Origin of the sequence: Bacillus sp. FSL W8-0920, from assembly GCF_038593215.1 — a bacterium.
GTDB lineage: Bacteria > Bacillota > Bacilli > Bacillales > Bacillaceae > Bacillus > Bacillus pumilus.
Genome location: NZ_CP151974.1, coordinates 2,398,386 through 2,422,228, shown reverse-complemented (window position 1 = coordinate 2,422,228; position 23,843 = coordinate 2,398,386). Strand labels below are relative to the sequence as shown.

Below are 23,843 nucleotides of genomic sequence, written 5' to 3'. Positions count from 1 at the left end.
AAAGGAGTGCAGAGATTTTGAGTAGAAATTCTCGATTTGAACATCGTGATAAGCGCAGAAAGGCCAATATGGTGCTTAACATATTAATTGGTATCGTTGTGGTGCTTATTTTGGTGGTCGCAACGAGTTTATTAATTTTTAATAAACCGAAAGACACAGATGTAGCGAAAGAACCATCTAAAACAGCGCCTGCAACAAGTGAAAATAAACAAAAATCAGATGAAGATGTGAAAGATCAAAAGAAAGACACATCCGATGATTCAGATGCAAAAAAAGATGACTCATCTGATCAAGACGACGATGCGAAGAAGTCAGATGATGAAAAAGAGCCTAATAAAGATGCGTTAAAAGACGCCAAAGAAACAGATGGCGGCAAAACGAGTGACGTAGACAAAACATACGAAAGCGATGACTGGGAGCCTGTAGGAACAGAGCAATCCGGTTCACATACAGCAACCTATGATTCTAACTCAAAAGACTGGAAAGAAATGATGAAAGCCATGTCCTATGCAACGGGAATTTCAGAAGATCAAATGACAGTTCTTTGGTTAGGAAATAACGGAGGCCCTCAAGATGCAAAGGGAACCATCCGTGACAAATCAACAGGCGAACGCTACCGCGTGGAAATCACATGGGTAGATGAAAAAGGCTGGAAACCTGTAAAGGTTGAAAAATTAAAATAAACATGAAAAAAAGATAGCAGCCATGCTATCTTTTTTTAGATATTCGCCTTAAAATGAACAACCGCTGTATACAAAATCCGGTCATCGATCACAGTCGTTTGATGACTGACAGAATGAACGGTCAGCAAGATTGCCTGATTATGTTCAATTTGTTTTTGGATCTTTTGTTCAAGTTCTTTTAAAGACGATGCTTCAAAGAATTCAATTTTATCCTTTAGAAAATCCAACTGGAAATCCATTTGATTCACCTCTCCATACTCTTCATTCATCTTAATCTCTCTCCTCTAAAAGAGCAAATATTTTTCTACCCCTCCCAGTATTTTTTAGTAGGAAAGAAACTGAAGATGTGGTAGGATAGGAACTGTTCGACGGATTAAAACATACTATACGCATAGGAATAAATAGATAAAGTGGAGGGAAAGAAAATGGGACGTGAGTTTCTTTCTTTATTTGATCATTGGGCTGACTCTTATGACGACACGGTAAGTGGTCATGATGAGCAGTATGAAGAAGTGTTTCGCCGGTATCCGGTTATTTTAAAAGAAATTGTTCTGCGTGCAGGTCAAGATGTTCTTGAGTTTGGAAGCGGCACGGGGAATTTAACAGCGGCACTGCTCGCAGCTGATAAGAACGTATTTGGCGTTGAACCATCAGACGCCATGAAGAAAGCGGCTCTTCAAAAGGGAATACCCGATGTGATTCATGATGGGGATTTTTTATCATTTCCAGCGCTGCCATTTGAGCCGGATACAATCGTCAGTTCATATGCTTTCCACCATTTAACGGACGAAGAAAAAAAACAAGCCATTCACACCTATAGCAACATCCTTCACTCAGATGGTAAAATAGTCTTTGCTGATACAATGTTTCAAAATCAAGCAGCACATCAAGCTGAAATTGACAAAGCGAAAGCGGCAGGATTCGATCAGCTTGCTGAAGATTTAGAAACAGAATATTATCCATCCATTGATGTGCTAAAGCAAATCTTTGAAGAAGAAGGTTTTAGTACGTCCTTTCATCAAATGAATGATTTTGTTTGGATCGTAGAAGCGAAGAAAAGGGAATGAAAGGATGTTTTTGATTTGAAAATCGCAGTCATAGGTGCAATGGAAGAAGAAGTGACGATATTAAGAGATCAACTAAAGAATGCTACACAAGAAAACATCGCTGGGTGTGAATTCACAACAGGTGTTTATGAAGATAAAGAAGTGATTTTATTAAAATCAGGGATTGGAAAAGTGAATGCAGCGGTCAGCACAACACTTCTGCTTGACCGCTTTCAGCCGGATTATGTGATCAATACAGGATCAGCTGGCGGTTTCCATCACACATTAAATGTAGGGGATATTGTCATCTCTACTGATGTTAGACATCATGATGTGGATGTCACGATCTTTAATTACGAATACGGACAAGTACCAGGATTGCCAGCTGCTTTTGTTGCAGACGAAAAGCTTGTGAAGCTGGCAGAGGAATCGGCTTTAGAGATCGATCATATCCAAGTGGCAAAAGGAACGATTGCAACCGGAGATTCATTTATGAATGATCCGGATCGTGTAGCGTTTGTGAGAGAGAAGTTTCCAGAGCTATATGCGGTGGAAATGGAAGCCGCAGCCGTTGCACAAGTTTGCCAGCTCTTTGGAACGCCATTTGTTGTCGTTCGAGCGCTATCTGATATTGCAGGGAAAGAATCCAATGTCTCATTTGATCAATTTCTTGAACAAGCAGCGATTCACTCAACCGACCTTGTCTTGCGTATGATAAAGCAAACTCAATAAAAGAAGGGGATTCCCCCTTCTTTTCCATACAAAGGAAGGGAATCATATGGCTGTCATAAAGGATATTACAGAATTAATTGGCCGCACACCGCTTTTAAAACTGTCAGGAATCGGCATCCCGGAAGGTGTAGAGGTATATGCAAAGCTTGAAATGATGAATCCGGGTGGAAGTATTAAAGATCGTTTAGGTGATATGCTCATAAGAGAAGCATTAGCATCTGGCAAATTGCGCCCTGGTGGAACCATCATTGAAGCAACTGCTGGAAACACAGGAATTGGGCTTGCCCTCAGTGCAAGAAAGCATCAATTGCGGACCATTTTTTGCGTACCAGAACATTTTAGTCAAGAAAAACAACAGCTCATGAAAGCGCTCGGTGCAGAGATTATTCATACACCAAGAAAAGAGGGCATGCAGGGTGCGATTGATCGAGCCCTTGAACTAGAGGCAAGCCTTGACAATGCCTATTGCGTTTTACAATTTAAAAACCAAGTAAATCCATTGACTTACTATAAAACACTTGGCCCAGAATTATGGTCCGATTTGCAAGGAAATATCGATGTATTCGTGGCAGGAGCGGGATCTGGCGGGACTTTTCAAGGGTGTGCTGCCTATTTAAAAGAGCAGCATCCTGCGTTAAAAACAGTTGTTGTCGAACCTGAAGGATCGATTTTAAATGGAGGAGATCCGGGTCCGCATAGAACGGAAGGAATCGGCCTTGAATTTATCCCAGATTATATGGAATCTGCTTTATTCGATGAGATATATACCGTCAGTGATGATGATGCTTTCCAAATGGTGAAAGTAGCTGCTGAAAAAGAAGGCGTTCTCATCGGGAGTTCTTCGGGTGCAGCGTTATTTGCCGCTTTAGAAGAAGCGAAGAAGGCAGCACCTGGGACAGTCATCGTCACCATTTTTCCTGACAGCAGTGAACGGTATTTAAGTAAAGGAATTTATGAGGGAGGAAAATAAAATGAAACGAAAAACAATGATGATACACAGCGGAACAACTGGTGATGAAAAAACGGGCGCTGTGTCTGTGCCGATATATCAAGTGAGCACATATAAGCAGCCGAAAGCAGGCGAACATACAGGATATGAATATTCAAGAACTGCGAATCCAACAAGAACGGCACTAGAAACCGTCATTCGTGACCTTGAAGGAGGAGCAAACGGCTACGCATTTGGTTCAGGAATGGCTGCCATTACGGCAGTGATGATGCTGTTTAACAGCGGAGATCATATTGTCCTGACAGATGACGTATACGGCGGAACGTACCGCGTCATCACAAAGGTACTCAACCGTATTGGCATTCAAGCGACCTTTGTTGACACAAGTGATCCTGAAGCAGTGAAAAAGGCGATTTTACCTGAAACAAAAGCGGTTTACATTGAATCACCAACCAATCCTTTACTGAAAATGACTGATCTCAAAGCGATCGGCCAATTGACAAAAGAAGCCAACATCTTAATGATTGTTGATAATACATTTTTCACACCTTATTTCCAAAGGCCGATTGAATATGGGGCGGACATTGTCCTGCATAGTGCCACTAAATATTTAGGCGGCCACAGTGATGTCGTAGGCGGGCTAGTTGTAACAGCGACTGAAGAGCTTGGGGAAGAACTGCATTTTGTTCAAAATTCTACTGGTGGAATTCTTGGACCGCAGGATTCATGGCTTCTCATGAGAGGAATCAAAACGCTTGGACTAAGAATGGAAGCACATCAGCAAAATGCACAGAAAATCGCTGAGTTTTTAGAACAACATCCAGCAGTCACACGTGTTTATTACCCAGGTCTTGATGCTCACCCTGGACATGAACTTGCAAAAACGCAAGCATCAGGCTACGGCGGCATGATCTCTTTTGACATTGGAAAAGAAGAACATGTCGATGTGTTTTTAAGTCAGCTTAAGCTGTTTACGATCGCAGAAAGCCTTGGAGCGGTTGAAAGCTTAATCTCTGTTCCTGCTCGAATGACTCATGCGTCCATTCCAAAAGACCGCCGCGAGGAGCTTGGCATCACTGATGGGTTAATTCGTATATCTGTCGGGATTGAAGATGTGGATGATTTACTGAATGATATGAAGCAGGGACTAAACGCACTAGTGAATGGATAGATTTACATGCCACTACCTTTCTTTTACTATGTTAAGCTATCAATAGACATGTTAAACAGGAAGGTGATTCAAGTGAAGAAAAAGTGGAGTGGTTTAGTGACAGATTACAAGCAGTACGCTTTTATTTTGCTTGCTGTCAGCACCTTTTTATATATTGGTACGATCATACCAAGCCAACACATCGAAGCATCTCCAAAAATGCTGATGATGGGAATTGATTGTATTTTCTTATTAGCAGCTTTTCTTTGTGTGAGACGCGCGATCTTTTTTCAAAAGAAACTGCAAGAACTAGATGAAGATTAATTCGAAAAGTCTCCTCATATACGTGAGGGGGCTTTTTTGATTGTATTGGACAATCGGACAAGAATAAATGTAGAAATTTAGTCAAACACACAAAAATCATCTATTTTACTAAAAACAGGTTTACAAAATGGTGCTTGCTGGATATACTAACAAAGTAATTAAAAACGTAAAGGAGGCTGAAGAATATGTTATTCGTATCTACTTGTGAACAATTCAACCAACAATTTCATCATGTCATCAGCCTGTGGAAGAGCTCGTGTCCTTCCTTTACCTTATACGGTGCACACGCTTCAAAACTGTTAAAGTAAACGAGGATTTTACGTATCATCCATTGCAGGTTGGAAGACACTGTCTTTTGATCTGCATTTTTGTGTGCCCACAGGTCAACTGACAAAGAAGATCTGCGGGCTATTTCGCGTGCTGCGAACTGAAGGGAGGTGAGCGTATATGACAATCCATTTATTTTTTATCACATTGACGATCCGACGAAAATACAAAGACATTGAAACAGTTCTTTATGAACAACAAATCGAAACATTTTATGAAGAAATGAAGCAGAAACAACTAAAGTACATGAACTAAAATACGAAAAGAAAAATGCGAAAAGGAGGAGATTGACATGTTTATGATGCTTGCAATACTTGATTGTTATACTATGGAGAAGGACCAGGTTTAGACACGCTCCACATTGATCATCTGCACATATGATATCCGTAAAAGGAGATTGTGAGGTGATCAACGAATGTCGATGTCACCATATATGAGGTTTCCGTCAGTGGGGCACGGATATGCATCCATTCCGCATTCCTTAAAGCATGGATACGGTAATCCGTACCGAATGCAAAGAGAGCAAGAGGAAATGCTCAGACAATATATGTATCAGTACCGAGCTTATTGGTATTAAAGAAAAGGAGCAGGAAACGTTATCGTTTCCTGCTCCTTTTACATTAGCAAATCCAGCTTGCACCGATGATGATCAACAAAATGAACAGTACAACAAGCAATGCGAATCCGCCTGCAAAGCCGCCACCGTAACCACCGCAGCCTCCAGCATAACCTCCACCAAAGCCCATAATCTAGCACCACCTTTATCTAATCAAGATACATTCATAAAATATGCAGCTCATGCAGAAAACGAAATCAATCTGAGCACAATTAATGAAAACGCCTATTCGGATTAAATTTTTTGAAGTTCTGCGAAACATTTTCTGAAAAGATGCCGTCTAATCAATAACAAATGATTAGGACTAGGTCTTAAACTTTGTTAGGTGTGAGCCGATATGAAAAGTAAGAAAATTCGTAAATAGTTTTATTTACTGGTGCAAAGCAGGTGTTAACATTGATTCAAAGCTGGATTGGAAAACAAATGAGGGAACCAAAAGGCTTGTTCTCAAAATGGGTTGCCCGCTATATGGAAAAAAATCATCATAATATCAATGAATGGACGATTCAACTCTTAAATATACAAGAAAATGACCGGATTTTAGAAATCGGTACTGGAAGAGGCATGACATTATCGAAGGTAGCAGAGAAACTTGATCGCGGTAAAGTATATGGAGTGGATGCCTCTCGTCATATGATCAAATATGCAAAAAGAAAACATAAGAAGCTTGTGGAACAGGATAAAGCCGTTGTGACTCTTGGTAAAGCCGAGCATTTACCTTTTGAAGACAGATCATTCAATAAATTATTTACGGTGCAGACCATTTATTACTTGAAGGATATTGAGCAAGTCATGAAGGAAGTGTACCGCGTTCTTCAAGTGGATGGAGAAGTATTCTTATCATTCCAACAGCAGGAACTGATGAAGGAACAAAAGCGGTCACATTCTTTTTCATCGTATAGTGAACAAGAGATCAGCCGCCTATTTTCAGCGTATCACTTTAGAGAAGTTTCGGTTTATCACTATGATACATACATCTGTATCAAAGCGTTAAAATGATGAAAATATTTCCCAGGTAATGAACAAGCATTCTAAAAGAGGCTCTTCGTGAGAGGAGCTTCTTTGCGTGTCATTGAATCATGTTTGAGCGAATTAAAAAAAGTCTCTTCATCAGAAGAGACTTTTGTATATGATGTAGGCGCCAGCCAGGTGTGTAAGGAATGATAGTATATATAAGGAATTTGTTTGTCGATTAAGGATACCTGTCTGGCTTATTTATTATATCGACACCGTTCTTCAAAAGTTTAGCTTTTTTTTCAATATTTTCTTTTTTATTTGACTGGAAGATACATTTTTCTCTCCGTGATAGACATTTTTCGCTTTTTTTATCAATTGTGCCATTTGGAGCAGGGAATTGCTTCAGAAGTAGAGAAAATTGTAGAGACTTCATTTTTAAACAAAAAGGGAGGAATGAAAATATGTCGGGAAACAAAGGTGTCGTTTATAAAGGAGCAGGAAATGTAGCAGTTGAGGATATTGGATACCCTGATTTGATTTTAAGAGATGGCCCGGGTGTACCGAAAGCCAATGTGGGGCGCAAATGTGAGCATGGCGTCATTTTAAAAGTAGTGACGACGAATATTTGCGGAAGTGACCAGCACATGGTGAGAGGTCGTACCACTGCGCCTGCAGGACTAGTCCTTGGTCATGAAATTACAGGTGAAGTCGTTGAGGTTGGACGAGATGTGGAGTTTATTCAAAAAGGAGACCTTGTGTCCGTTCCCTTTAATATTGCTTGCGGACGATGCGTCATGTGTAAGGAACAAAAAACCCATGTGTGCTTAAATGTAAACCCGGACCGTCCAGGCTCTGCCTATGGATATGTCGATATGGGCGGATGGGTTGGCGGCCAATCCGAGTACGTCATGGTGCCGTATGCAGATTTCCAGCTGCTGAAATTTCCAGACAAAGATCAAGCGATGGAAAAAATACTTGATCTGACGATGCTTTCCGATATTTTCCCGACAGGTTTTCACGGTGCATATTCGGCTGGAGTAAAGCCTGGTTCAACCGTATATATTGCCGGTGCAGGGCCAGTAGGTCTTGCCGCAGCGCATTCCGCTCAGCTTCTTGGCGCTTCTACGGTCATTGTCGGTGATTTGAATGAACAAAGGCTGGAGCAGGCCAGAAGCTTTGGCTGTGAGACGATCAATTTAAGAAAACATGATCGAATCGGCGAACAAATCACCAATATCTTAGGAGAGCCAGAAGTAGACTGTGCCGTCGATTGTGTCGGCTTTGAGGCTTCAGGTCATGGAGATCAAGGAGAAGCGCCTGCAACCGTTTTAAATACAATTATGGATATTACCAAAGTTGGCGGTAAACTCGGAATCCCAGGGCTTTACGTCACAGAAGACCCAGGTGCAGTGGATGCTGATGCAAAAGTTGGATCACTGAAAGTGCGAATTGGACTCGGCTGGGCAAAAGCCCATACCTTTGTGACAGGCCAAACCCCTGTCATGCAATATCACCGCAGTCTAATGAAATCCATTTTAAGCGGAAGAGCACAAATCGCCAAAGCGGTGAATGCAACCGTCATTAACCTTGATCAAGCCCCTCAAGGATACAGCGACTTTGATTCCGGTGTAGCGAAGAAATTTGTCATTGACCCGCATGGGATGATTTCTAAATAATGAATCAATGAGAATAATCGAAAAAACTTACGGGAGATTATATCCTGTAAGTTTTTTTATGTTCAATTTTAAAATGACCTGTACTATTCTCCTGCAATACATCTCATGTTAAAATATATGAATTGGAAAAATTATTCTACAGTTGAAGTTCATACCAGATAATTTAATTGATATTAAATGACTAGGGAGAGGTATTGATTGCTAAACGTACACAACATCAAGAAATATTATGAAGATAAACAGGTATTAAAAGGGATAACCTTTCACTTAAAAAAAGGAGAATCTTTTGGACTATTAGGTCCGAATGGTGCGGGGAAATCCACATTGATTGGCATCTTGACAGGGCTGATTCATGCCACAAGCGGCACCATAACGATTGAAGGTATAGATGTAAAAAAAGAAACAAAAAAGGCGCAGCAAATGATAGGAATTGTTCCGCAAGAGATCGCTTTATATTTACATTTGACAGCAAAAGAAAATTTAATGTTTTGGGGGAGAATGTATGGACTCAAAGGAAAAGAGTTGAAAAGCAGAGTACAAGAAACACTTGAGCTAATTGGTCTTAAAGATAGAGCAAATGATCAAGTGAAAGTATTCTCTGGAGGAATGAAAAGAAGAGTAAATATCGGTTGCGCGATATTACATCAACCAAAACTATTAATCATGGATGAGCCTACTGTAGGCATAGATCCCCAATCTAGAAGTCATATATTAGAAACAGTTAAGACATTAAATGGAGAAGGAATGACCATTATATATACTAGTCATTACATGGAAGAAGTTGAATTTTTATGTGAAAGAATGGCCATTATGGATCATGGGTCTATCATCGCTTTAGGGGATCAGCATGAATTAAGTGAGCTTGTCGGAAATCAAAGAGAAATTGTTTTGACCATAAAATGTGAACATGGACAAAATGATATAGATCGAGTGCGTCAATTCATACATGAAGTCGACCCTTTAAAGGAAATCGACGTTCAAGGAAATCAAATGAAAATATTTGATCAACATCCTCAGCAATTATTAAGTCATCTCATTCAAGGTGTGACCGCATTAAATATTCAAATTATTTCAGCAGAAATCGTAGAACCAAATTTAGAAAATGTCTTTTTGTATTTAACTAGTAAAAATTTGAGGGATTAGACTGTTTAGAGGTGAACACATGAGCATCTGGGTTGTACTAAAAGATCTATTATTGTTTTTTAGAGATAAGAAAAGCTTTTTTACACTTTTTTTTATGCCTATTATATTGATTGCTATTTTAGGTGCAGCATTTGGAGAGAATATGAAGCAAGAAAGTGAAGTCAGCATCAATTCATTTCGTGTAGGAGTTACAGATCAAGATAAGTCCGCTACAAGTAAAATGTTTCTATCGACATTGTCTAAGAATGAGCTCAGTGACATCATTGATGTAAGGGTCATCTCCAAAGATCAGCTAGAGAAAGATTTAAATAATAGAGAAATCAAAGTGGGCATCATCATCAAGCCAAATTTTGAAAAAAGCCTATTTAATCATGAACATGTGCAATTGAATATTTTGAAAGGACCAAATTCAGCCTTACAAGAAATAGTCTTAGAAAATGTGGTTCTACAATTCTTTCAAAATTATCATATGAATCGTATTCTGATGCCGTTAAATCAAGGTGAAAAAGTGGAAATCGTTTCTCATCAACTAAAGAAGGAACTGGTGAACGAAAGGGATATTCATATGAACAACCAGCCGATCACTTCTTTCCAATACTACTCGGGCGGGATGGGTGTTCTCTTTTTATTAATGACTGTTGTTTTCTTAGTTGGAAGTATGATAGAGGAAAAAGAGGAAGAGGTTTATAAAAGGTTAGTTGTATCAAAATTAAGCAATACTAGTTACATCGTTGGGAAGTTATTGGGTATTGTTTTGATGAGTATGATTCAACTTGCGGTCATTATTTTATTTACTAGCTTTGTCTTTAAGGTGAACTGGGGAGAGCCTTTTAGTGTTTTCATGATAGGATGCAGTTTTATAGTTAATGCTGCGGGCTTCGGGGTGCTGATTGGTTCTTTTATCAAAAGGGAAAAAACGTTTAACAGTGTGGGGATTTTAGGCACTCAAGTGTTAGCTGCTTTAGGTGGAAGTATGGTTCCCTTATACTTATTTCCACAATGGTTGATCAACATAAGCTATTTCTTGCCTAATTCTCTTGCACTTCAAATGTTTTTGAAAAGTATGGCAGGTGCTGATTTTAGTGAAATTCAAAGCGGGTTTATACTAAGCTGCGGGATGGGACTAGTTTTCTTCATCACTGCTTTAATTAGAATGTCTTTTGAAAGGAAGCATCGCTATGCATAAAATATCAGCCATTATTGCTTTAAAGCTAAAAGAAACATTAAAGTCCCCAGTGACCCTTATTTTTTTATTTGTTATGCCAATCGTATTTAGTTTTATTTTTGGAAGTACCGCATCTGATACAAAGAAACCTACAGTTGCTTTTATTCTAGAGCATAGTGATGGTAAACTGAATCAAGAAATTTTTCATATCCTTGAAAAGAACACTAAATTTCATTGGATAAAGACGACTGAAAGCGAAGCAAAAGATTTAGTTTATGATGAAAAGGCAGTTGCGTCAGTTAAAGTCGCAAGCCAATTAAAGAGCCAATTAAAAGAAAATAAAGAGATTTTTGATGTGACAGTTTATAAGAAAACTGAGGAATATGCAATCTTATCTCCCTATTTAAAAGAGACAGCGGCCATTATTTATCAGTTAAATCGAGGTGTAAAGGAGCAGAAAAGTGTTTCTCTTATCAGTGCACTCAACGAATTAAATGAATCTGGCAGCATGTCTTTAATTGAAAAAAAAGGTGGTCAAGCAAGCCAGCATCCAAATTTAATACCGCTTGGCTTTACCATCATGTTTATGATGTTTGCGATCTCAAGCTCGGCATCCTCTATTCATCTGGAATATAAAGATTATACATGGCAAAGATTGCTTTCAAGTCCCATCCAGAAAATATCTGTGCTATTGGGGTATTTCATAGCTTATTTTCTTCTTGGATGGATACAACTGGGTGTCCTTCTGACCATCTTATCAATATTCTTCAATGTATACTTAGGAAACTTTATGCTTATTTTAGTGTTTGGATCATTTGTTATAGGGCTTGTTGTGAGTTTAGGTTTTATGATTGCAACCTTATCTCATACAAAAAAGCAAGCTGAAGTATTTAGTGCAATTATCATTGTAGGAACTTGCATGCTAGGGGGTATTTATTGGCCATTAGATATCGTTCCAGACATGATGAAGAAAATCTCGTTGGCTATACCTCAAACATGGATGATGTCTGGTTTTGGTGAGATGATGAGCGGTACTGTCAATTACTCAATCTTATTATTAGACATAACAATTTTAGCTGCGTTTACGATTGTTTTTATGGTGATTGGTTTGAAAAATATACGATCCTATTAATCTCTTTGCATGAAATTACTTTTATCATTTAGAAAGCTTAAGCCCTCTATATAGCTATAGAGGGTTTTTATATACAATAACTCTTCAGTATTTTGGAGGCGGGGCAATGAAAGAAATAGAAAACGGCTCATATTACCCGTTTAAAAGGATATAATCCTCTGTTAAATCCACAAATGCTTTTAAAGCAGGGGACATCCATTTGTTTTTATGCCAAAATAGTTGAATTTTTGTTGAGAAACAGGGTTCCATCCAATTGATTTTGATGATATTGCCTTCCGCTATTTCTCTTTTCACAGAAATTTCGGGAAGTACAGCAATTCCTAAGCCAGCCATTACACATTTTTTTATGGCTTCTACATCTGCTAATTCTAGTTTACTTCTCGGTTTTGCTCCCGCTTGTGTTAATGAATGTTCAAAGGCGTAGCGATAATCACAGTCTTCAGTTAACAACAATCTTTGCTCGTTCAAATCAATTGGATATACTTTTTGTTTTTTGCTCAAAGGATTTGTTGGGCAGCATACAATGGCCATCGGTTCATCTTTTAATTCTTTTACAAGTAAATGTGAGGATACTACAGGATTCATGGACAATAAAGCGACATCAATTTGTCCTTCTAATAATAGATTTAGAACATCCTTTTCCGCTATTCCTGGGCGGAAGATCAGTTCGACTTTTGGATACTTTGTTTGAAAGTCCGTTAAAATATGAGGAAGCCGGTAGGTGCATTGTGTTTCAGATGCACATATTCTCAAAATGCCGCTTGGCTCATTCATTCCGCCAACAGCCTCTAATGCTTCCCCTGTTAAGCCTAAAATTTTATCCGTATAATGTTGAAATTGTTTGCCAGCTTCTGTTAAGATCACCCTTTTTCCAAGCCTTTCAAATAGAGGGGTTCCTAGCTCTTCTTCCAATGCAACAATATTTGCTGTGATGCTAGATTGAGCATAACCAAGCATTTGTGCAGTTTTTGTAAAGTTTAATACTTTTGATGCTGTTTGGAACATCATCAGTTGTTTGATCTCCAACTTCAAGCCTCCCTAAATCGGACGAGCCGATTGATATCATCAGAAAACCTCTATAGATTGATCATAACATTTTTACTATCATAAAAGTAAGCGCTTGCAAGTTGTATTATTTCAAATATTCAGATTTGCAAAGGGGAGATGGCTTTGTTTGAAGTGATTGTCAATTCAGTGAATGATTTTTTATGGACATATATTTTAGTAGTCATGTTAATCGGCATAGGAATTTACTTTACAGTGAGAATGAAATTTATGCAAATTGTCTTACTAAAAGAGATTTTCCGTTCTATTTTTGAAAAAGAGCCCAAAACCAAAAAGGGAAGTCATGAAATTTCATCTATGCAAGCTTTTTTTATTGGAGCTGCTACAAGAATTGGTACTGGAAATATGGCAGGCGTTGCGATTGCCATCACAGTGGGCGGTCCAGGAGCTATTTTCTGGATGTGGTTTGCGGCCGTTTTAGGGGGAGCTTCTGCGTTTGTTGAAAGTACACTAGCTCAAATTTATAAAATTAGAACAAATGATGGATTTAAAGGGGGACCAGGCTACTATATTCAAAAGCAATTCGGAATGAAGTGGCCAAGCAGGGTTTTTGCCTTTTCTGTTATTCTTAGTTTCGGCTTAATTTTTAACGCTGTACAAACGAATACAATTACAAATGCCTTTCAATATTCATTTGGGATCAGCCCAATTGCCATGGGGCTATTTGTCACAATTTTTACTGCTTGCATCATTTTTGGTGGTGTCAAGCGAATCGCTAATTTTACACAAATCATTGTGCCAATTATGTCGGCATTTTATATCATTTTAGCACTTTATGTGATTGTCACAAATATCGGTGCTGTACCCGCGGCATTAACAAGTATTATGAAAAGTGCGTTTGGGTTAGAGCAAATCGTTGGGGGCGGGATTGGTGCTGCGATAATGAACGGTGTAAAACGTGGGCTCTTTTCCAATGAAGCAGGAATGGGAAGTGCTCCAAATGCCGCTGCTGCCGCTAATGTTTCGCATCCAGTAAAACAAGGGTTTGTTCAATTATTAGGTGTATTTTTTGATACATTAGTTGTTTGTAGCTGTACTGCCTTTATTATTATGCTATCGACAGTAGAAACAGCTGGTGAATTATCTGGTATCGAAATTACACAAGCAGCAATGGCACAGCATTTTGGATCTTGGGCTAGTATTTTCTTAGCATTTGCTATATTTACTTTTGCTTTTAGTTCTATTGTAGGTGGCTACTATTATGGTGAAGCCAATATCAGTTTTATCCATAAAAGTGTAACAGCGCTATTGATGTATCGAATTATGGTATTAATGATGATCATGTTTGGGGCTGTGGCCAACATACAAATCGTTTGGACTTTGGCCGACTTGTCGATGGCCATTATGGCAATTGTCAACTTGATTGCGATTGCAATTCTAGGCAAGTTCGCTTTTGCCGCTTTGGATGATTACATTCAACAAAGATTGTTAGGCAAAGATCCTGTCTTTTATGCATCTAGCATACCAGGTTTAAAAGAAATAGAATGGTGGGGAGCAGAAAAACAAACTGCTAACTCCATAAACACAAATGAAGGAGTAGAAAAATCATGATGAATTTTGAATATCATTGCCAAACAAAAATGATGATGGGGACTGGTCAATCAAAAGAAATCGGATCTATAGTAGAAGATATTGTATTGCCGGGTGCCACAGTTATGCTGGTGACGGACTCTGGTGTGAAGAGCGCAGGGCTCGTTCAGCCTATTGAAGCGTATTTGCAGGAAGCTGGTTATTCTGTCGTTGTATTTGATCAAGTATCTCCAAATCCTAGAGATAGTGAATGTCTAGCTGGTGCAGAGCTCTTTAGAAAAGAACAAGCATCAGCGGTCATTGCGATTGGTGGCGGAAGTCCAATGGATACGGCGAAAGCGATTGCTTTATTAGGTCCAAATGGCGGCATTCCTGAAGATTATATATCAGGGAAGAAGGCGTATGCTAATCTATCTCCATTAATTTGTATCCCAACAACGGCTGGTACTGGTTCTGAGGTGACCCGTTCATCTGTCATTACGTTAGCTGCTTCACATAAAAAAATCACATTAAAGCATGGCTTGCTTCGGCCAACCATTGCGATTTTAGATCCTGCTCTTACATTGACGGTGCCAAAAGGCATAACAGCCGCAACAGGCGTGGATGCATTGGTACATGCTATTGAAGGCTATTCATGTAAAGTAACAAATCCTATTTCCGAAGCAATGGGTGCAAGTGCAATGGAGACAATTGTGAAATACTTACCCAAGGCATATGAAAATGGATCTGATCTAGAAGCGAGATATAAAATGCAGGAAGGGAGCTTACTAGCCGGCTTATGCTTCGGTTCAGCCGATGTCGCAGCCGTTCATTGCTTAGCAGAAGCACTTGGTAGTCTTTATGATACACCTCATGGTATCGCAAACGCGGTATTTTTGCCTTATGTTATGCAATTCAATGCAGTCGAAAACAAGGTATTACACGCAGAGCTTGCCAAAATAATGAGCTTTGCAGATAAAACGGATTCAGATGATGTGGCGATTCAAAAATTAATTGATGGCATGTATACATTCACAAAAAATTTAGGTATTCCAGCACTAAAAGATTTATCTTATGTAAAAGAAGAGGATTTTGAAAAAATGGCTGAATTAGCAGAACAAAACGGCTCTACATCAAGTAATGTTCGTACTGTTACGAAAGCCGACTACTTAGATATTTTAAAGGCGGCTTTTTAAAATCACCATATAGAAAAATAGAATCAATGAATTCCAAAGAAACACCCTCTTCATGACACGATCACTTGGAGGGTGTTCTTTTATGTTTCATGTGGCTAGGTATCGTCTATATATGAGTGGTATGATAGACGACAACATCTGATGGAGAAAGGGTTGGATAAACAATGAAATTTCACAATAAAACCGTTATCATCACAGGCGCAGCCAATGGAATTGGTGAAATGATCGCCTGGGGCTATGCAAAAGAAGGAGCACGAGTGGTGCTTGCGGATATAGATGAAGAAAAGGGTAAGCGCTTAGAGGAAGAGCTAAAAAAAGAATCATTAGAAGCTTATTTTAAGAAAACGGATGTGAGGCAAGAAAAGGAGATTCAGCAGTTCATGTCGTTTGCGGCGGAGCGCTGTAAAACGATTGATATTCTCATTAATAATGCTGGTGTCATGTGCACAGTATCGCCTTATGAATTAACGCTTGATGAGTGGGATCGTGTGTTACAGACGAACCTAAGAGGGACTTTTTTATGTGCAAGAGAAGCAGCACGTTATATAAAAGAGAATCCAAAAGGCGGTTCTATTGTGAACATTTCATCCACCCGCGCGACCATGTCAGAGCCTCATACAGAAGCATATGCCGCATCAAAAGGCGGAATATCTGCGCTGACTCATGCCTTAGCGGCTTCTTTTAGTTCGGATCATATCACGGTGAATAGCATTTCACCTGGATGGATTGAAACGAAGGATGAGGAGAATCTTCGAGAGATCGATCACCAACAGCATCTTTCCAATCGAGTCGGCACGCCAAAGGATATTGTGAAGGCCTGCTTTTATTTAACCGATGAGGAGAATCAATTTGTGACCGGCACAGATTTAGTCGTTGATGGCGGCATGACCAGAAAGATGATCTATGCTGATTAACTTGAAAAAACATTGACGCTTTGATCAAGGCGCAGTACAATATGTAACAATTCAACTGAAGATCGTGATGAAATAAAGACATAGCGCAAATAGAGAAGAGTACATCATGAGCTGTCCCGCACAGAGAACTCCGTGAAGCTGAGAAGGAGCCGGGCAGCATGATGGAACCAAGCCTCTTAGCTCTGCACCGGATTCCTTCAGATGATGGTGCAGCGATATTCTCCCGTTACAGAGATGGGTTCATGATGACCGGCTAAGGTTCATCTGGCAACAGATGAATAAACTGAGGTGGCAACGCGGAGTAAATCCCGTCCTCAAGACAGAAATGTCTTGGGGGCGGGATTTTTTTATGACAAATAGGGGGAAAAGTGATGAAAAAACATTGGCGGGATATGAGTTTGCTGCTTGGAGCCATCGGAATTGCGAACATAGGAGAATGGATTTATATGATTGCTCTCCATCTGCTCATTTTTCAAGAAACGGGCTCTGTGCTGGCTGTAACAGCTGTCTATATGCTGAGACCGGCTGCGGCTCTTTTGACAAACAGCTGGTCTGGCAGTTTGATTGACAGGCTGAATCAGCGGAAAGTGATGATCAGCTTAGATATCAGCCGAGCTATCCTGATCGCATGCATACCCTTTGCGTTATTTTCAGGACATCTGCTCATCCTGTATGTGATGGTGTTTCTCATTCAAATGGCACAAGCGATGTTTCATCCAGCGTCGATGGTCTATATGACAGGATTGATCCCGGCGAATAACCGAAAACGGTTTAATGCTATTCGCTCATTATTACAATCGGGTGGGTTTTTACTTGGCCCCGCTGCAGCAGGTCTGCTTTTTTTAGTCGGTACACCTGTTTTTTCAATTTATATAAATGCGATCTGCTTGTTGGTATCTGCTCTATTAACAATGTGTTTACCGAATTTGCTCAAACAAGATGCTGGCCAAAAGGGTTTTACCCTTTCAATGTTAAAAGAGGATGCGAGGCTTGTTCTTCGATTTAGTTTGACATCACGCCAAATTATGGCGGTGTATTTATTGTTTAGTGCCGCTATCACGGTACTTCCTACTGCCATAGACTCTCTTGAAACAGCCTTTGCAAAAGAAGTGCTTCTGCTAACTGATACACAATATGGTCTTCTTGTGAGTATAGCTGGGGCAGGCATTATCGCAGGCGCAGGTCTCAATTCGGTGATTGTGGAGAGGCTGCCTGTTTCGATCATGCTTGGGATTGGCAGTTTGTTGGTGGCATGTGGCTATCTCATTTATGCTTTTTCCAGCACATTGTTTATAGCCGCTGTTGGATTTTTTATATTAGCATTCTTTTTAGCATTTGCGAACACAGGTTTTATGACTTTCTATCAAACGAATATTCCGATAGAGGTGATGGGGAGGGTAGCCAGTTTTTATGCTTTAGTTGAAGCCATTCTGACGATCATGCTGACAGGTGTCTCTGGTGGGCTTGCACATGTTTTATCAATCCGAACCTCCGTTGTCACCGGGAGTCTATGTATGCTTCTTGTCTGTTTATTGCTATGTTTTGTCATCTTTCGTCCATTGACTGGCAAAAAGATAGTGCATCCTACTTAGAAAATTAAAAAAATTATGTTATGATTATTTAAGTAAGTTAATTAAATTGATGAGAAAAGGAGTCTTACACATGAAAGCACTACGCTGGCACGATCAAAAAGACATTCGACTAGAGGAAATTGATGAACCAAAAGTTGCTCCAGGAAAAGTGAAACTTAAAGTGAAATGGTGCGGCATTTGTGGTAGTGATTTACATGAATATTTAGGAGGACCTATCTTCATTCCAGTGAATGAACCTCATCCACTGACAAAAGAAAAAGCACCTATTACACTGGGGCATGAATTTTCTGGTGAGGTTGTTGAAGTAGGAGAAGACGTCAGCAATTACAAAGTAGGCGACCGAGTGGTTGTTGAGCCTATTTTTGCAACTCACGGACATCAAGGTGCTTACAACTTAGATGAAAACATGGGCTTTTTAGGACTTGCCGGAGGCGGCGGTGGATTCTCTGAATATGTATCTGTCGATGAAGAATTACTTCATTTATTACCAGACGAAATTTCATATGAGCAAGGGGCACTTGTAGAGCCTTCAGCAGTTGCTTTATATGCGGTTCGTTCTAGTAAAGTACAAGCTGGGGATACAGCGGCTGTGTTTGGTTGCGGACCAATTGGCTTGCTTGTTATTGAAGCATTAAAAGCAGCTGGTGCTACTGATATTTACGCAGTAGAATTATCTAAAGAACGCCAAGAAAAAGCGAAAGAGCTTGGAGCGATCATTGTTGATCCTTCTCAATATGAAGATGTTGTTCAAGAAATTGCACGCCGTACAAACGGTGGCGTCGATGTTTCTTTTGAAGTGACAGGTGTACCTGTTGTATTGAAGCAAGCAATCCAATCAACTAGAATTTCAGGTGAAACAGTCATTGTAAGCATTTGGGAAAAAGGCGCAGAAATTATGCCAAATGACATCGTCATTAAAGAACGTACAGTTAAAGGGATCATCGGCTATAGAGACGTATTCCCATCTGTATTAAACTTAATGAGAAAAGGCTATTTCTCTGCTGATACACTCGTTACGAAAAAAATCAAGCTTGACGATGTAATCGAGGATGGCTTCAATGCATTAATCAATGAAAAAGATCAAGTGAAAATTTTAGTTAGTGCTGAATAGTAAGACAACGAAGGGGAATGGCAAAAGCCATTCTCTTTTCTATTCATAGTGATCAATCAATGGAAAGAGCAGGACAATTTCCTTTAACATACTTAAAAAAGGTGAATAAATGGATCAAAAAAAGTCGATCAGGTTCTCGTGCCTGATCGACTTTTTTATCGTCCAAGAGATCTTCCGTACACGCTGACACGTTTCTCTAACAAGGCAAAAGCGAGTTCAAAGAAAATGCTCAGCAGCCAATAGATCAACGCAGAGACGAGATACGTTTCTAAAAACTGATAGCCGTCGTTCGCAATGATTCGGGAAATCCCCATGATCTCAAGTACTCCAATCGTAAACGAAAGAGAGGTGGCTTTTAATAGCTGAATGAGCTGATTGCCTAAGTTCGGCAGGGCTACCACAAATGCCTGCGGCAAAATAATGCGCATCATCGCTTGGCGTGTCGTCATCCCCACAATTTTTGCCGCTTCAAGCTGTCCTTTGTCTACTGCAAGAAGTGCACTCCGAACGACCTCTGTTAAATGGGCGGCTGAATGAAGGCTGAATGTAATAAGGGCAACAGCTAATGGAGAGACCATATCTGGATGAAAGGTCAGCCCGAATGTACCGCTCACTTTGGTTAGAACAAAAGGAAGTCCATAAAAGAAAGCGAACAACTGAACAATAAGAGGCGTTCCTCTAAAAAAGGAGACATAGAGCGTCACAAGCTGCCTGAGTACAGGAATGCGAAAGAGACGAATGAAAGCAAAAACAGATCCAATCATCAGGCTTACAGCCATGGAAACGAGTGCAATCAATAAAGTAAAAGGAACGCCTTTTAGAATATGAGGTACTTGGTCAATCGCAAATTGAATATCAATGGTTTGCATCAAATCGCCTCCTTAACGTGACAGGCTGGTGCGGCCTTTTACAAATTTCCTTTCAAGCAGCATGGTGATCAGTTCAATACTCATGCAAATAAGCCAATACACAATCGCAATGATCACATACACCTCAAACAGACCGATTCCGTAGTTATTTCCTAAAATGATCTTCACCTGTCCCATGATATCAATGAGTCCGATTGTAAAGGCAATTGCCGTGTCTTTGACGAGATCAATGGTGTAATTTCCGAGGTTCGGCAGTGCAATGAGGAAGGCCTGCGGGATAATGATCCTAATCAACGCTTGTGTATCTGTCATCCCAACAATGTAGGCGGCCTCCAGCTGATCCTTCCCGACAGATGAATACGCACTGCGAAAAACTTCAGATAAATAAGCGCCCGTATGTAAAGAAAACGTCATCATCACAAATAGCACACGATCCCAATGATTGATTTGAATCCCTGCCACAAGCAAAAGCTGAGGCAGTCCAAAATAAATCAAGAAAAGCTGAACAATTAAAGGTGTACTCCGTGTAAAAGATAAATAAATAACAGCCAATTGCTTCAGTACTGGGATTTGCTTGATACGAATACATGCAAATAGCAAGCCGATGATGATGGCAAAAAACAATGACACGATAATAATGAGAAAAGTGATTGGCAGGCGTTCAAGCACCTGTAAAAAAATGCGCAGCCAATCTCCAGCTGTAAACGTCATGACGCTTCATTCCTTCCTTCATTTTGATCGCCTTGCTCTGAGATGTCATCAATATCTTGAAAGAAATCAATCCCAAACCACTTTTTCGCCAGCTTAGGCAGTGTTCCATCATCAATCATCTCTTGTGTGATCCGGTCCAAATCTGCTGCAAGCTGCTTTTCGCTTGGCTGTAAGACAAGAAAGATAGGCTCCTTTGACACAATGCCGCCAACTTTGACCTTTAGGTTTAAATGCTTTTGAATGGTATCAAAGGTTGAAATGTTCATAAATGCTGCATCGGACCGTCCACTTTCAACGCGCTTTAAGTTAAGCTCATTTGAAGGGCTCTCAATAGTCGTCAGCGGAATATCCGGATCATGCTCTTGATTATATTGATTTAATATCGAACGCAAGCCTCCGCTAGGGCTGACAGGAGCCAGCTTTTTAGATGTCATATCATCAAGCGATCGAATCTCTTTGTCTGATTCATTCACAATTAAACCTGTCATCGAATAACCATACGGAACCTTAGGGTAAAGGAAACGCTTTTCACGTTCAGGATTACTAAAAAACCAATTAGCCGCCATTTCAAACTTCCCTGCGCCTACACCAATTAAATTCGATTCTTCCTCGCCAAAAATGTAATCAAAATGTACGTGAGGAAGTCTTTTTTCCACTTCATTTAAATAATCAATGTTATAGCCAATCGGTTCGTTTTGGTCATTTGTTGCTAAAAAGGGTGGATTGACCTCTGCACTCAGTGCGACTTTTACAATTTTTCTACCATCATCGGTCGTGGTTTTCACACTGCTGCAGCCCATCAGAGAAAGAAAAAACAGAAGGACACCGGACATCATGAATGCTATCTTTTGTTTCATTTGTCTTTCTCCGATTCTTGCCACATGCCGCGATGAATTCTTGATAAAAATCGTTTCGTTCGTTCATGCTGTGGCTTCAATAGGACGTCTTCTGGTGAGCCTTTTTCAACGATTTCGCCATCTGCCATAAAGATCACCGTATCCGCCACGTCCTTTGCAAAAGAAATTTCATGCGTCACAATGACCATCGTCATGCCTTGACTTGCAATATCTTTGATCATTTCTAGAATTTCTCCTACCATCTCTGGGTCCAGTGCCGACGTAGGTTCATCAAACAAAAGCACTGAAGGGTTCATCGCAAGAGCGCGGGCTATGCCAATTCGCTGCTGCTGACCGCCGGACAATTCACTCGGAAATGCATCCTTTTTATGAAGCAGTCCAATCCGCGTTAAAAATTGCTCCCCTACCTTTTCAGCTTCTTTTTTAGACATGTTTTGAGACACGATCAATCCTTCTGTAATATTTTCAAGTGCTCGTTTATTCTGAAACAAGTGATAATGCTGAAACACCATGGAGGATTGCTGCCTGAGTTTTAGCAGATCTTTTTTATGATATCGTTCAAATTGAATCGTGGCTTCACCAACCGTCAGCTCACCTTTGTCTGGAATATCGAGGCTGTTTAAGCTGCGAAGAAGTGTTGTTTTTCCTGACCCGCTCGGTCCAATAATGGCGACCACTTCACCTTCTTGTACGGTGAAATCAATGCCTTTTAACACATGGGTCTGCCCATAAGATTTATGTAGATTAGTAGCTGAAATCATAAAAGCATCACGTTCCTTTGACATATGTACTTAATATTGATAAAATTTAACACATTAAATCCTATAAGTAAAGTGTGTTTTATTTATTCCGATTGGAAAAATCAGATATGATAGATTGTGAGATATAGAGGAGTTGGATACGTTTTGTCTAAAGCATTATTTGTCGATACCGATTTTCAAAAAACATGGCTCAATCAACTAGAATCTCTTCGTGAAACGATCGAACAAACGGCAAAAGAACATGATGAAGGCGCTTATTTTCCTGAAAAAAATATTGAATCATTAGTAGAGATGGGCTATACGACGTTGTCTCTTCCTGCTGAATACGGAGGCGGAGGTCAATCTGTGAAGGATATGGTTCTGTTTCAAGAGACGCTCGGCAGTATGGACGGAGCGACTGCCTTATCAATCGGCTGGCACCAAGGGGTTGTAGGCGAAATTTACGAAAAGAAACAATGGAATGAGCAGCAGCTGCAATTCTTTGCGGAAGAAGTGAAGAAGGGCGCCCTTGTCAACCGTGCCGTGAGCGAGGCGCAGACAGGCAGTCCAACAAGAGGCGGGAAGCCTGGGACAACAGCCACTAGATCAGGTAATGAGTGGATCATCAATGGACGTAAAATTTTCACAACGATGTCACCGGCACTTACATACTTTTTAGTCGGCGTATGGATCGAGGAAAAAGAGGCCATGGGCTTCTTCTTAATTCACCGTGAGACAGAAGGTGTTTCAATAGAAGAAACGTGGAATGTTGTGGGCATGAGAGGAACTGAAAGTCATGATTTAATCTTAGATCAGGTGAAGGTTTCAGATGACATGCTTGTGGAGGTGCAAAAAGGGCCGCGGGGTGTTACGCTAAATCCTTGGATTGCACATATTCCTTCCTGCTATTTAGGGATTGCGCAAGCAGCAAGAGATTATGCTGTTCAATATGCCATCACACACTCACCGAACAGCATCAGCGGAACGATTAGTGATCTGCCAAATGTCCAAACACTGATTGGCGAAATCGACTTACTATTAAAGCAAGCACGCCACGTCATCTACTCAACGACCACTTTGTATGAAAAGCCAGAGAAAAGAGAGCTGTTAATCAATGAATTTGGTGCTGTAAAGCATACCGTCGTTAATCATAGTTTGCAAGTTGTCGATAAAGCTATGCGTTTAGTGGGTGCGAAAAGCTTAAGCCTAGACTGTCCACTGCAGCGTTACTATCGAGATATTCGTGCCGGGCTCCATAACCCGCCAATGGACGATATGACGATATCAAAAATGGCGAAACAGGCCATTCAAGAGAAAAAAGAGAGCTAATATATAGAGCAAAAAGCCGGATATAAACCGGCTTTTTTTATTTGAAAGAA

At 40.1% G+C, this 23,843-nt stretch carries 25 protein-coding genes, 1 pseudogene and 1 other annotated feature; of the genes and pseudogenes, 19 read left to right on the top strand and 7 right to left on the bottom strand.

Annotated features, from left to right (window positions below; genetic code table 11):
- Window positions 1–17: 17 nt before the first annotated feature.
- On the top strand, window positions 18–683 hold the full coding sequence (locus NSS78_RS12275) for a YrrS family protein (protein ID WP_050943687.1): 666 nt from the start codon (window positions 18–20) through the stop codon (window positions 681–683).
- A 35-nt stretch (window positions 684–718) separates the two neighbouring features.
- Here the strand turns inward: NSS78_RS12275 and NSS78_RS12270 are convergent, their stop codons facing one another.
- Window positions 719–922, bottom strand: coding sequence for a YrzA family protein (locus tag NSS78_RS12270; RefSeq protein WP_034620637.1), 204 nt, complete (start codon window positions 920–922; stop codon window positions 719–721).
- A gap of 186 nt (window positions 923–1,108) precedes the next feature.
- On the opposite strand from NSS78_RS12270, the gene NSS78_RS12265 reads away from it, so the two are divergent.
- From NSS78_RS12265 to NSS78_RS12235, 7 genes are all read left to right on the top strand, one after another.
- On the top strand, window positions 1,109–1,750 hold the full coding sequence (locus NSS78_RS12265; protein WP_050943688.1) for a class I SAM-dependent methyltransferase: 642 nt from the start codon (window positions 1,109–1,111) through the stop codon (window positions 1,748–1,750).
- Window positions 1,751–1,765: 15 nt separating this feature from the next.
- A complete protein-coding gene (gene mtnN / locus NSS78_RS12260) occupies window positions 1,766–2,461 on the top strand; it encodes a 5'-methylthioadenosine/S-adenosylhomocysteine nucleosidase (RefSeq protein ID WP_050943689.1) in 696 nt (231 codons plus the stop codon).
- Window positions 2,462–2,507: 46 nt separating this feature from the next.
- The gene (locus tag NSS78_RS12255; protein ID WP_137054929.1) at window positions 2,508–3,431 is read left to right on the top strand and encodes a cysteine synthase family protein; all 924 of its coding nucleotides are present in this window, start codon (window positions 2,508–2,510) and stop codon (window positions 3,429–3,431) included.
- 1 nt (window position 3,432) lies between these two features.
- Entirely contained in the window at window positions 3,433–4,581 is a 1,149-nt protein-coding gene (locus NSS78_RS12250) for a bifunctional cystathionine gamma-lyase/homocysteine desulfhydrase (RefSeq protein WP_003216259.1), read from the top strand.
- Window positions 4,582–4,653: 72 nt separating this feature from the next.
- On the top strand, window positions 4,654–4,884 hold the full coding sequence (locus NSS78_RS12245; RefSeq protein ID WP_003216296.1) for a YrhC family protein: 231 nt from the start codon (window positions 4,654–4,656) through the stop codon (window positions 4,882–4,884).
- A 447-nt stretch (window positions 4,885–5,331) separates the two neighbouring features.
- Window positions 5,332–5,466: a YrzI family small protein gene (locus NSS78_RS12240; RefSeq protein WP_137054930.1), complete on the top strand. Its 135-nt coding sequence runs from the start codon at window positions 5,332–5,334 to the stop codon at window positions 5,464–5,466.
- Window positions 5,467–5,632: 166 nt separating this feature from the next.
- The gene (locus tag NSS78_RS12235; protein ID WP_223251167.1) at window positions 5,633–5,788 is read left to right on the top strand and encodes a hypothetical protein; all 156 of its coding nucleotides are present in this window, start codon (window positions 5,633–5,635) and stop codon (window positions 5,786–5,788) included.
- A 43-nt stretch (window positions 5,789–5,831) separates the two neighbouring features.
- On the opposite strand, the pseudogene NSS78_RS12230 reads toward NSS78_RS12235, so the two are convergent.
- Window positions 5,832–5,906: pseudogene (locus NSS78_RS12230) on the bottom strand (YjcZ family sporulation protein); the annotation flags it as partial.
- Window positions 5,907–6,223: 317 nt separating this feature from the next.
- Here NSS78_RS12230 and NSS78_RS12225 point away from each other — a divergent pair.
- From NSS78_RS12225 to NSS78_RS12205, 5 genes are all read left to right on the top strand, one after another.
- Window positions 6,224–6,826 carry a class I SAM-dependent methyltransferase gene (locus tag NSS78_RS12225; protein WP_003216605.1) on the top strand — a complete coding sequence of 201 codons (603 nt, stop codon included), beginning with the start codon at window positions 6,224–6,226 and terminating at the stop codon, window positions 6,824–6,826.
- A gap of 419 nt (window positions 6,827–7,245) precedes the next feature.
- Window positions 7,246–8,460 (top strand): formaldehyde dehydrogenase, glutathione-independent, encoded by a 1,215-nt coding sequence (gene fdhA, locus NSS78_RS12220; RefSeq protein WP_058014590.1) that lies wholly within the window; start codon window positions 7,246–7,248, stop codon window positions 8,458–8,460.
- 198 nt (window positions 8,461–8,658) lie between these two features.
- Window positions 8,659–9,603, top strand: coding sequence for an ABC transporter ATP-binding protein (locus tag NSS78_RS12215; RefSeq protein ID WP_050943692.1), 945 nt, complete (start codon window positions 8,659–8,661; stop codon window positions 9,601–9,603).
- 19 nt (window positions 9,604–9,622) lie between these two features.
- Window positions 9,623–10,789, top strand: coding sequence for an ABC transporter permease (locus NSS78_RS12210; RefSeq protein WP_212046149.1), 1,167 nt, complete (start codon window positions 9,623–9,625; stop codon window positions 10,787–10,789).
- Window positions 10,782–11,900, top strand: coding sequence for an ABC transporter permease (locus NSS78_RS12205; RefSeq protein ID WP_050943694.1), 1,119 nt, complete (start codon window positions 10,782–10,784; stop codon window positions 11,898–11,900). The genes NSS78_RS12210 and NSS78_RS12205 overlap by 8 nt, the downstream gene beginning before the upstream one ends.
- Window positions 11,901–12,032: 132 nt before the next feature.
- Here the strand turns inward: NSS78_RS12205 and NSS78_RS12200 are convergent, their stop codons facing one another.
- On the bottom strand, window positions 12,033–12,926 hold the full coding sequence (locus tag NSS78_RS12200; RefSeq protein ID WP_309217008.1) for a LysR family transcriptional regulator: 894 nt from the start codon (window positions 12,924–12,926) through the stop codon (window positions 12,033–12,035).
- Window positions 12,927–13,064: 138 nt separating this feature from the next.
- On the opposite strand from NSS78_RS12200, the gene NSS78_RS12195 reads away from it, so the two are divergent.
- From NSS78_RS12195 to NSS78_RS12175, 5 genes are all read left to right on the top strand, one after another.
- On the top strand, window positions 13,065–14,516 hold the full coding sequence (locus NSS78_RS12195; protein WP_309217007.1) for an alanine/glycine:cation symporter family protein: 1,452 nt from the start codon (window positions 13,065–13,067) through the stop codon (window positions 14,514–14,516).
- Window positions 14,513–15,670 carry an iron-containing alcohol dehydrogenase gene (locus NSS78_RS12190; RefSeq protein WP_327839429.1) on the top strand — a complete coding sequence of 386 codons (1,158 nt, stop codon included), beginning with the start codon at window positions 14,513–14,515 and terminating at the stop codon, window positions 15,668–15,670. The genes NSS78_RS12195 and NSS78_RS12190 overlap by 4 nt, the downstream gene beginning before the upstream one ends.
- Window positions 15,671–15,834: 164 nt before the next feature.
- Entirely contained in the window at window positions 15,835–16,584 is a 750-nt protein-coding gene (locus NSS78_RS12185; RefSeq protein WP_106032673.1) for an SDR family oxidoreductase, read from the top strand.
- A 77-nt stretch (window positions 16,585–16,661) separates the two neighbouring features.
- Window positions 16,662–16,903: a binding site (T-box leader), on the top strand.
- 52 nt (window positions 16,904–16,955) lie between these two features.
- Complete coding sequence (locus NSS78_RS12180; RefSeq protein ID WP_327839428.1) at window positions 16,956–18,176, top strand: MFS transporter; 1,221 nt, start codon at window positions 16,956–16,958, stop codon at window positions 18,174–18,176.
- Window positions 18,177–18,246: 70 nt separating this feature from the next.
- Complete coding sequence (locus NSS78_RS12175; RefSeq protein WP_050943700.1) at window positions 18,247–19,287, top strand: 2,3-butanediol dehydrogenase; 1,041 nt, start codon at window positions 18,247–18,249, stop codon at window positions 19,285–19,287.
- A 155-nt stretch (window positions 19,288–19,442) separates the two neighbouring features.
- On the opposite strand, the gene NSS78_RS12170 is transcribed toward NSS78_RS12175, so the two are convergent.
- Genes NSS78_RS12170 through NSS78_RS12155 form a run of 4 tightly spaced genes read right to left on the bottom strand, consistent with a single transcriptional unit; the run spans window position 19,443 to window position 22,509 of the window.
- A complete protein-coding gene (locus tag NSS78_RS12170; RefSeq protein WP_050943701.1) occupies window positions 19,443–20,156 on the bottom strand; it encodes an amino acid ABC transporter permease in 714 nt (237 codons plus the stop codon).
- 12 nt (window positions 20,157–20,168) lie between these two features.
- The gene (locus tag NSS78_RS12165; protein WP_050943702.1) at window positions 20,169–20,867 is read right to left on the bottom strand and encodes an amino acid ABC transporter permease; all 699 of its coding nucleotides are present in this window, start codon (window positions 20,865–20,867) and stop codon (window positions 20,169–20,171) included.
- The gene (locus NSS78_RS12160; protein WP_309217004.1) at window positions 20,864–21,724 is read right to left on the bottom strand and encodes an amino acid ABC transporter substrate-binding protein; all 861 of its coding nucleotides are present in this window, start codon (window positions 21,722–21,724) and stop codon (window positions 20,864–20,866) included. Before NSS78_RS12160 ends, NSS78_RS12165 begins: the two co-directional genes overlap by 4 nt.
- Window positions 21,721–22,509, bottom strand: a complete 789-nt coding sequence (locus NSS78_RS12155; RefSeq protein ID WP_309217002.1) for an amino acid ABC transporter ATP-binding protein — start codon at window positions 22,507–22,509, stop codon at window positions 21,721–21,723. Before NSS78_RS12155 ends, NSS78_RS12160 begins: the two co-directional genes overlap by 4 nt.
- Window positions 22,510–22,629: 120 nt before the next feature.
- Between NSS78_RS12155 and NSS78_RS12150 the strand changes: the two genes are divergently transcribed.
- Window positions 22,630–23,793, top strand: coding sequence for an acyl-CoA dehydrogenase family protein (locus NSS78_RS12150; protein ID WP_137054940.1), 1,164 nt, complete (start codon window positions 22,630–22,632; stop codon window positions 23,791–23,793).
- Window positions 23,794–23,843 lie beyond the last annotated feature (50 nt).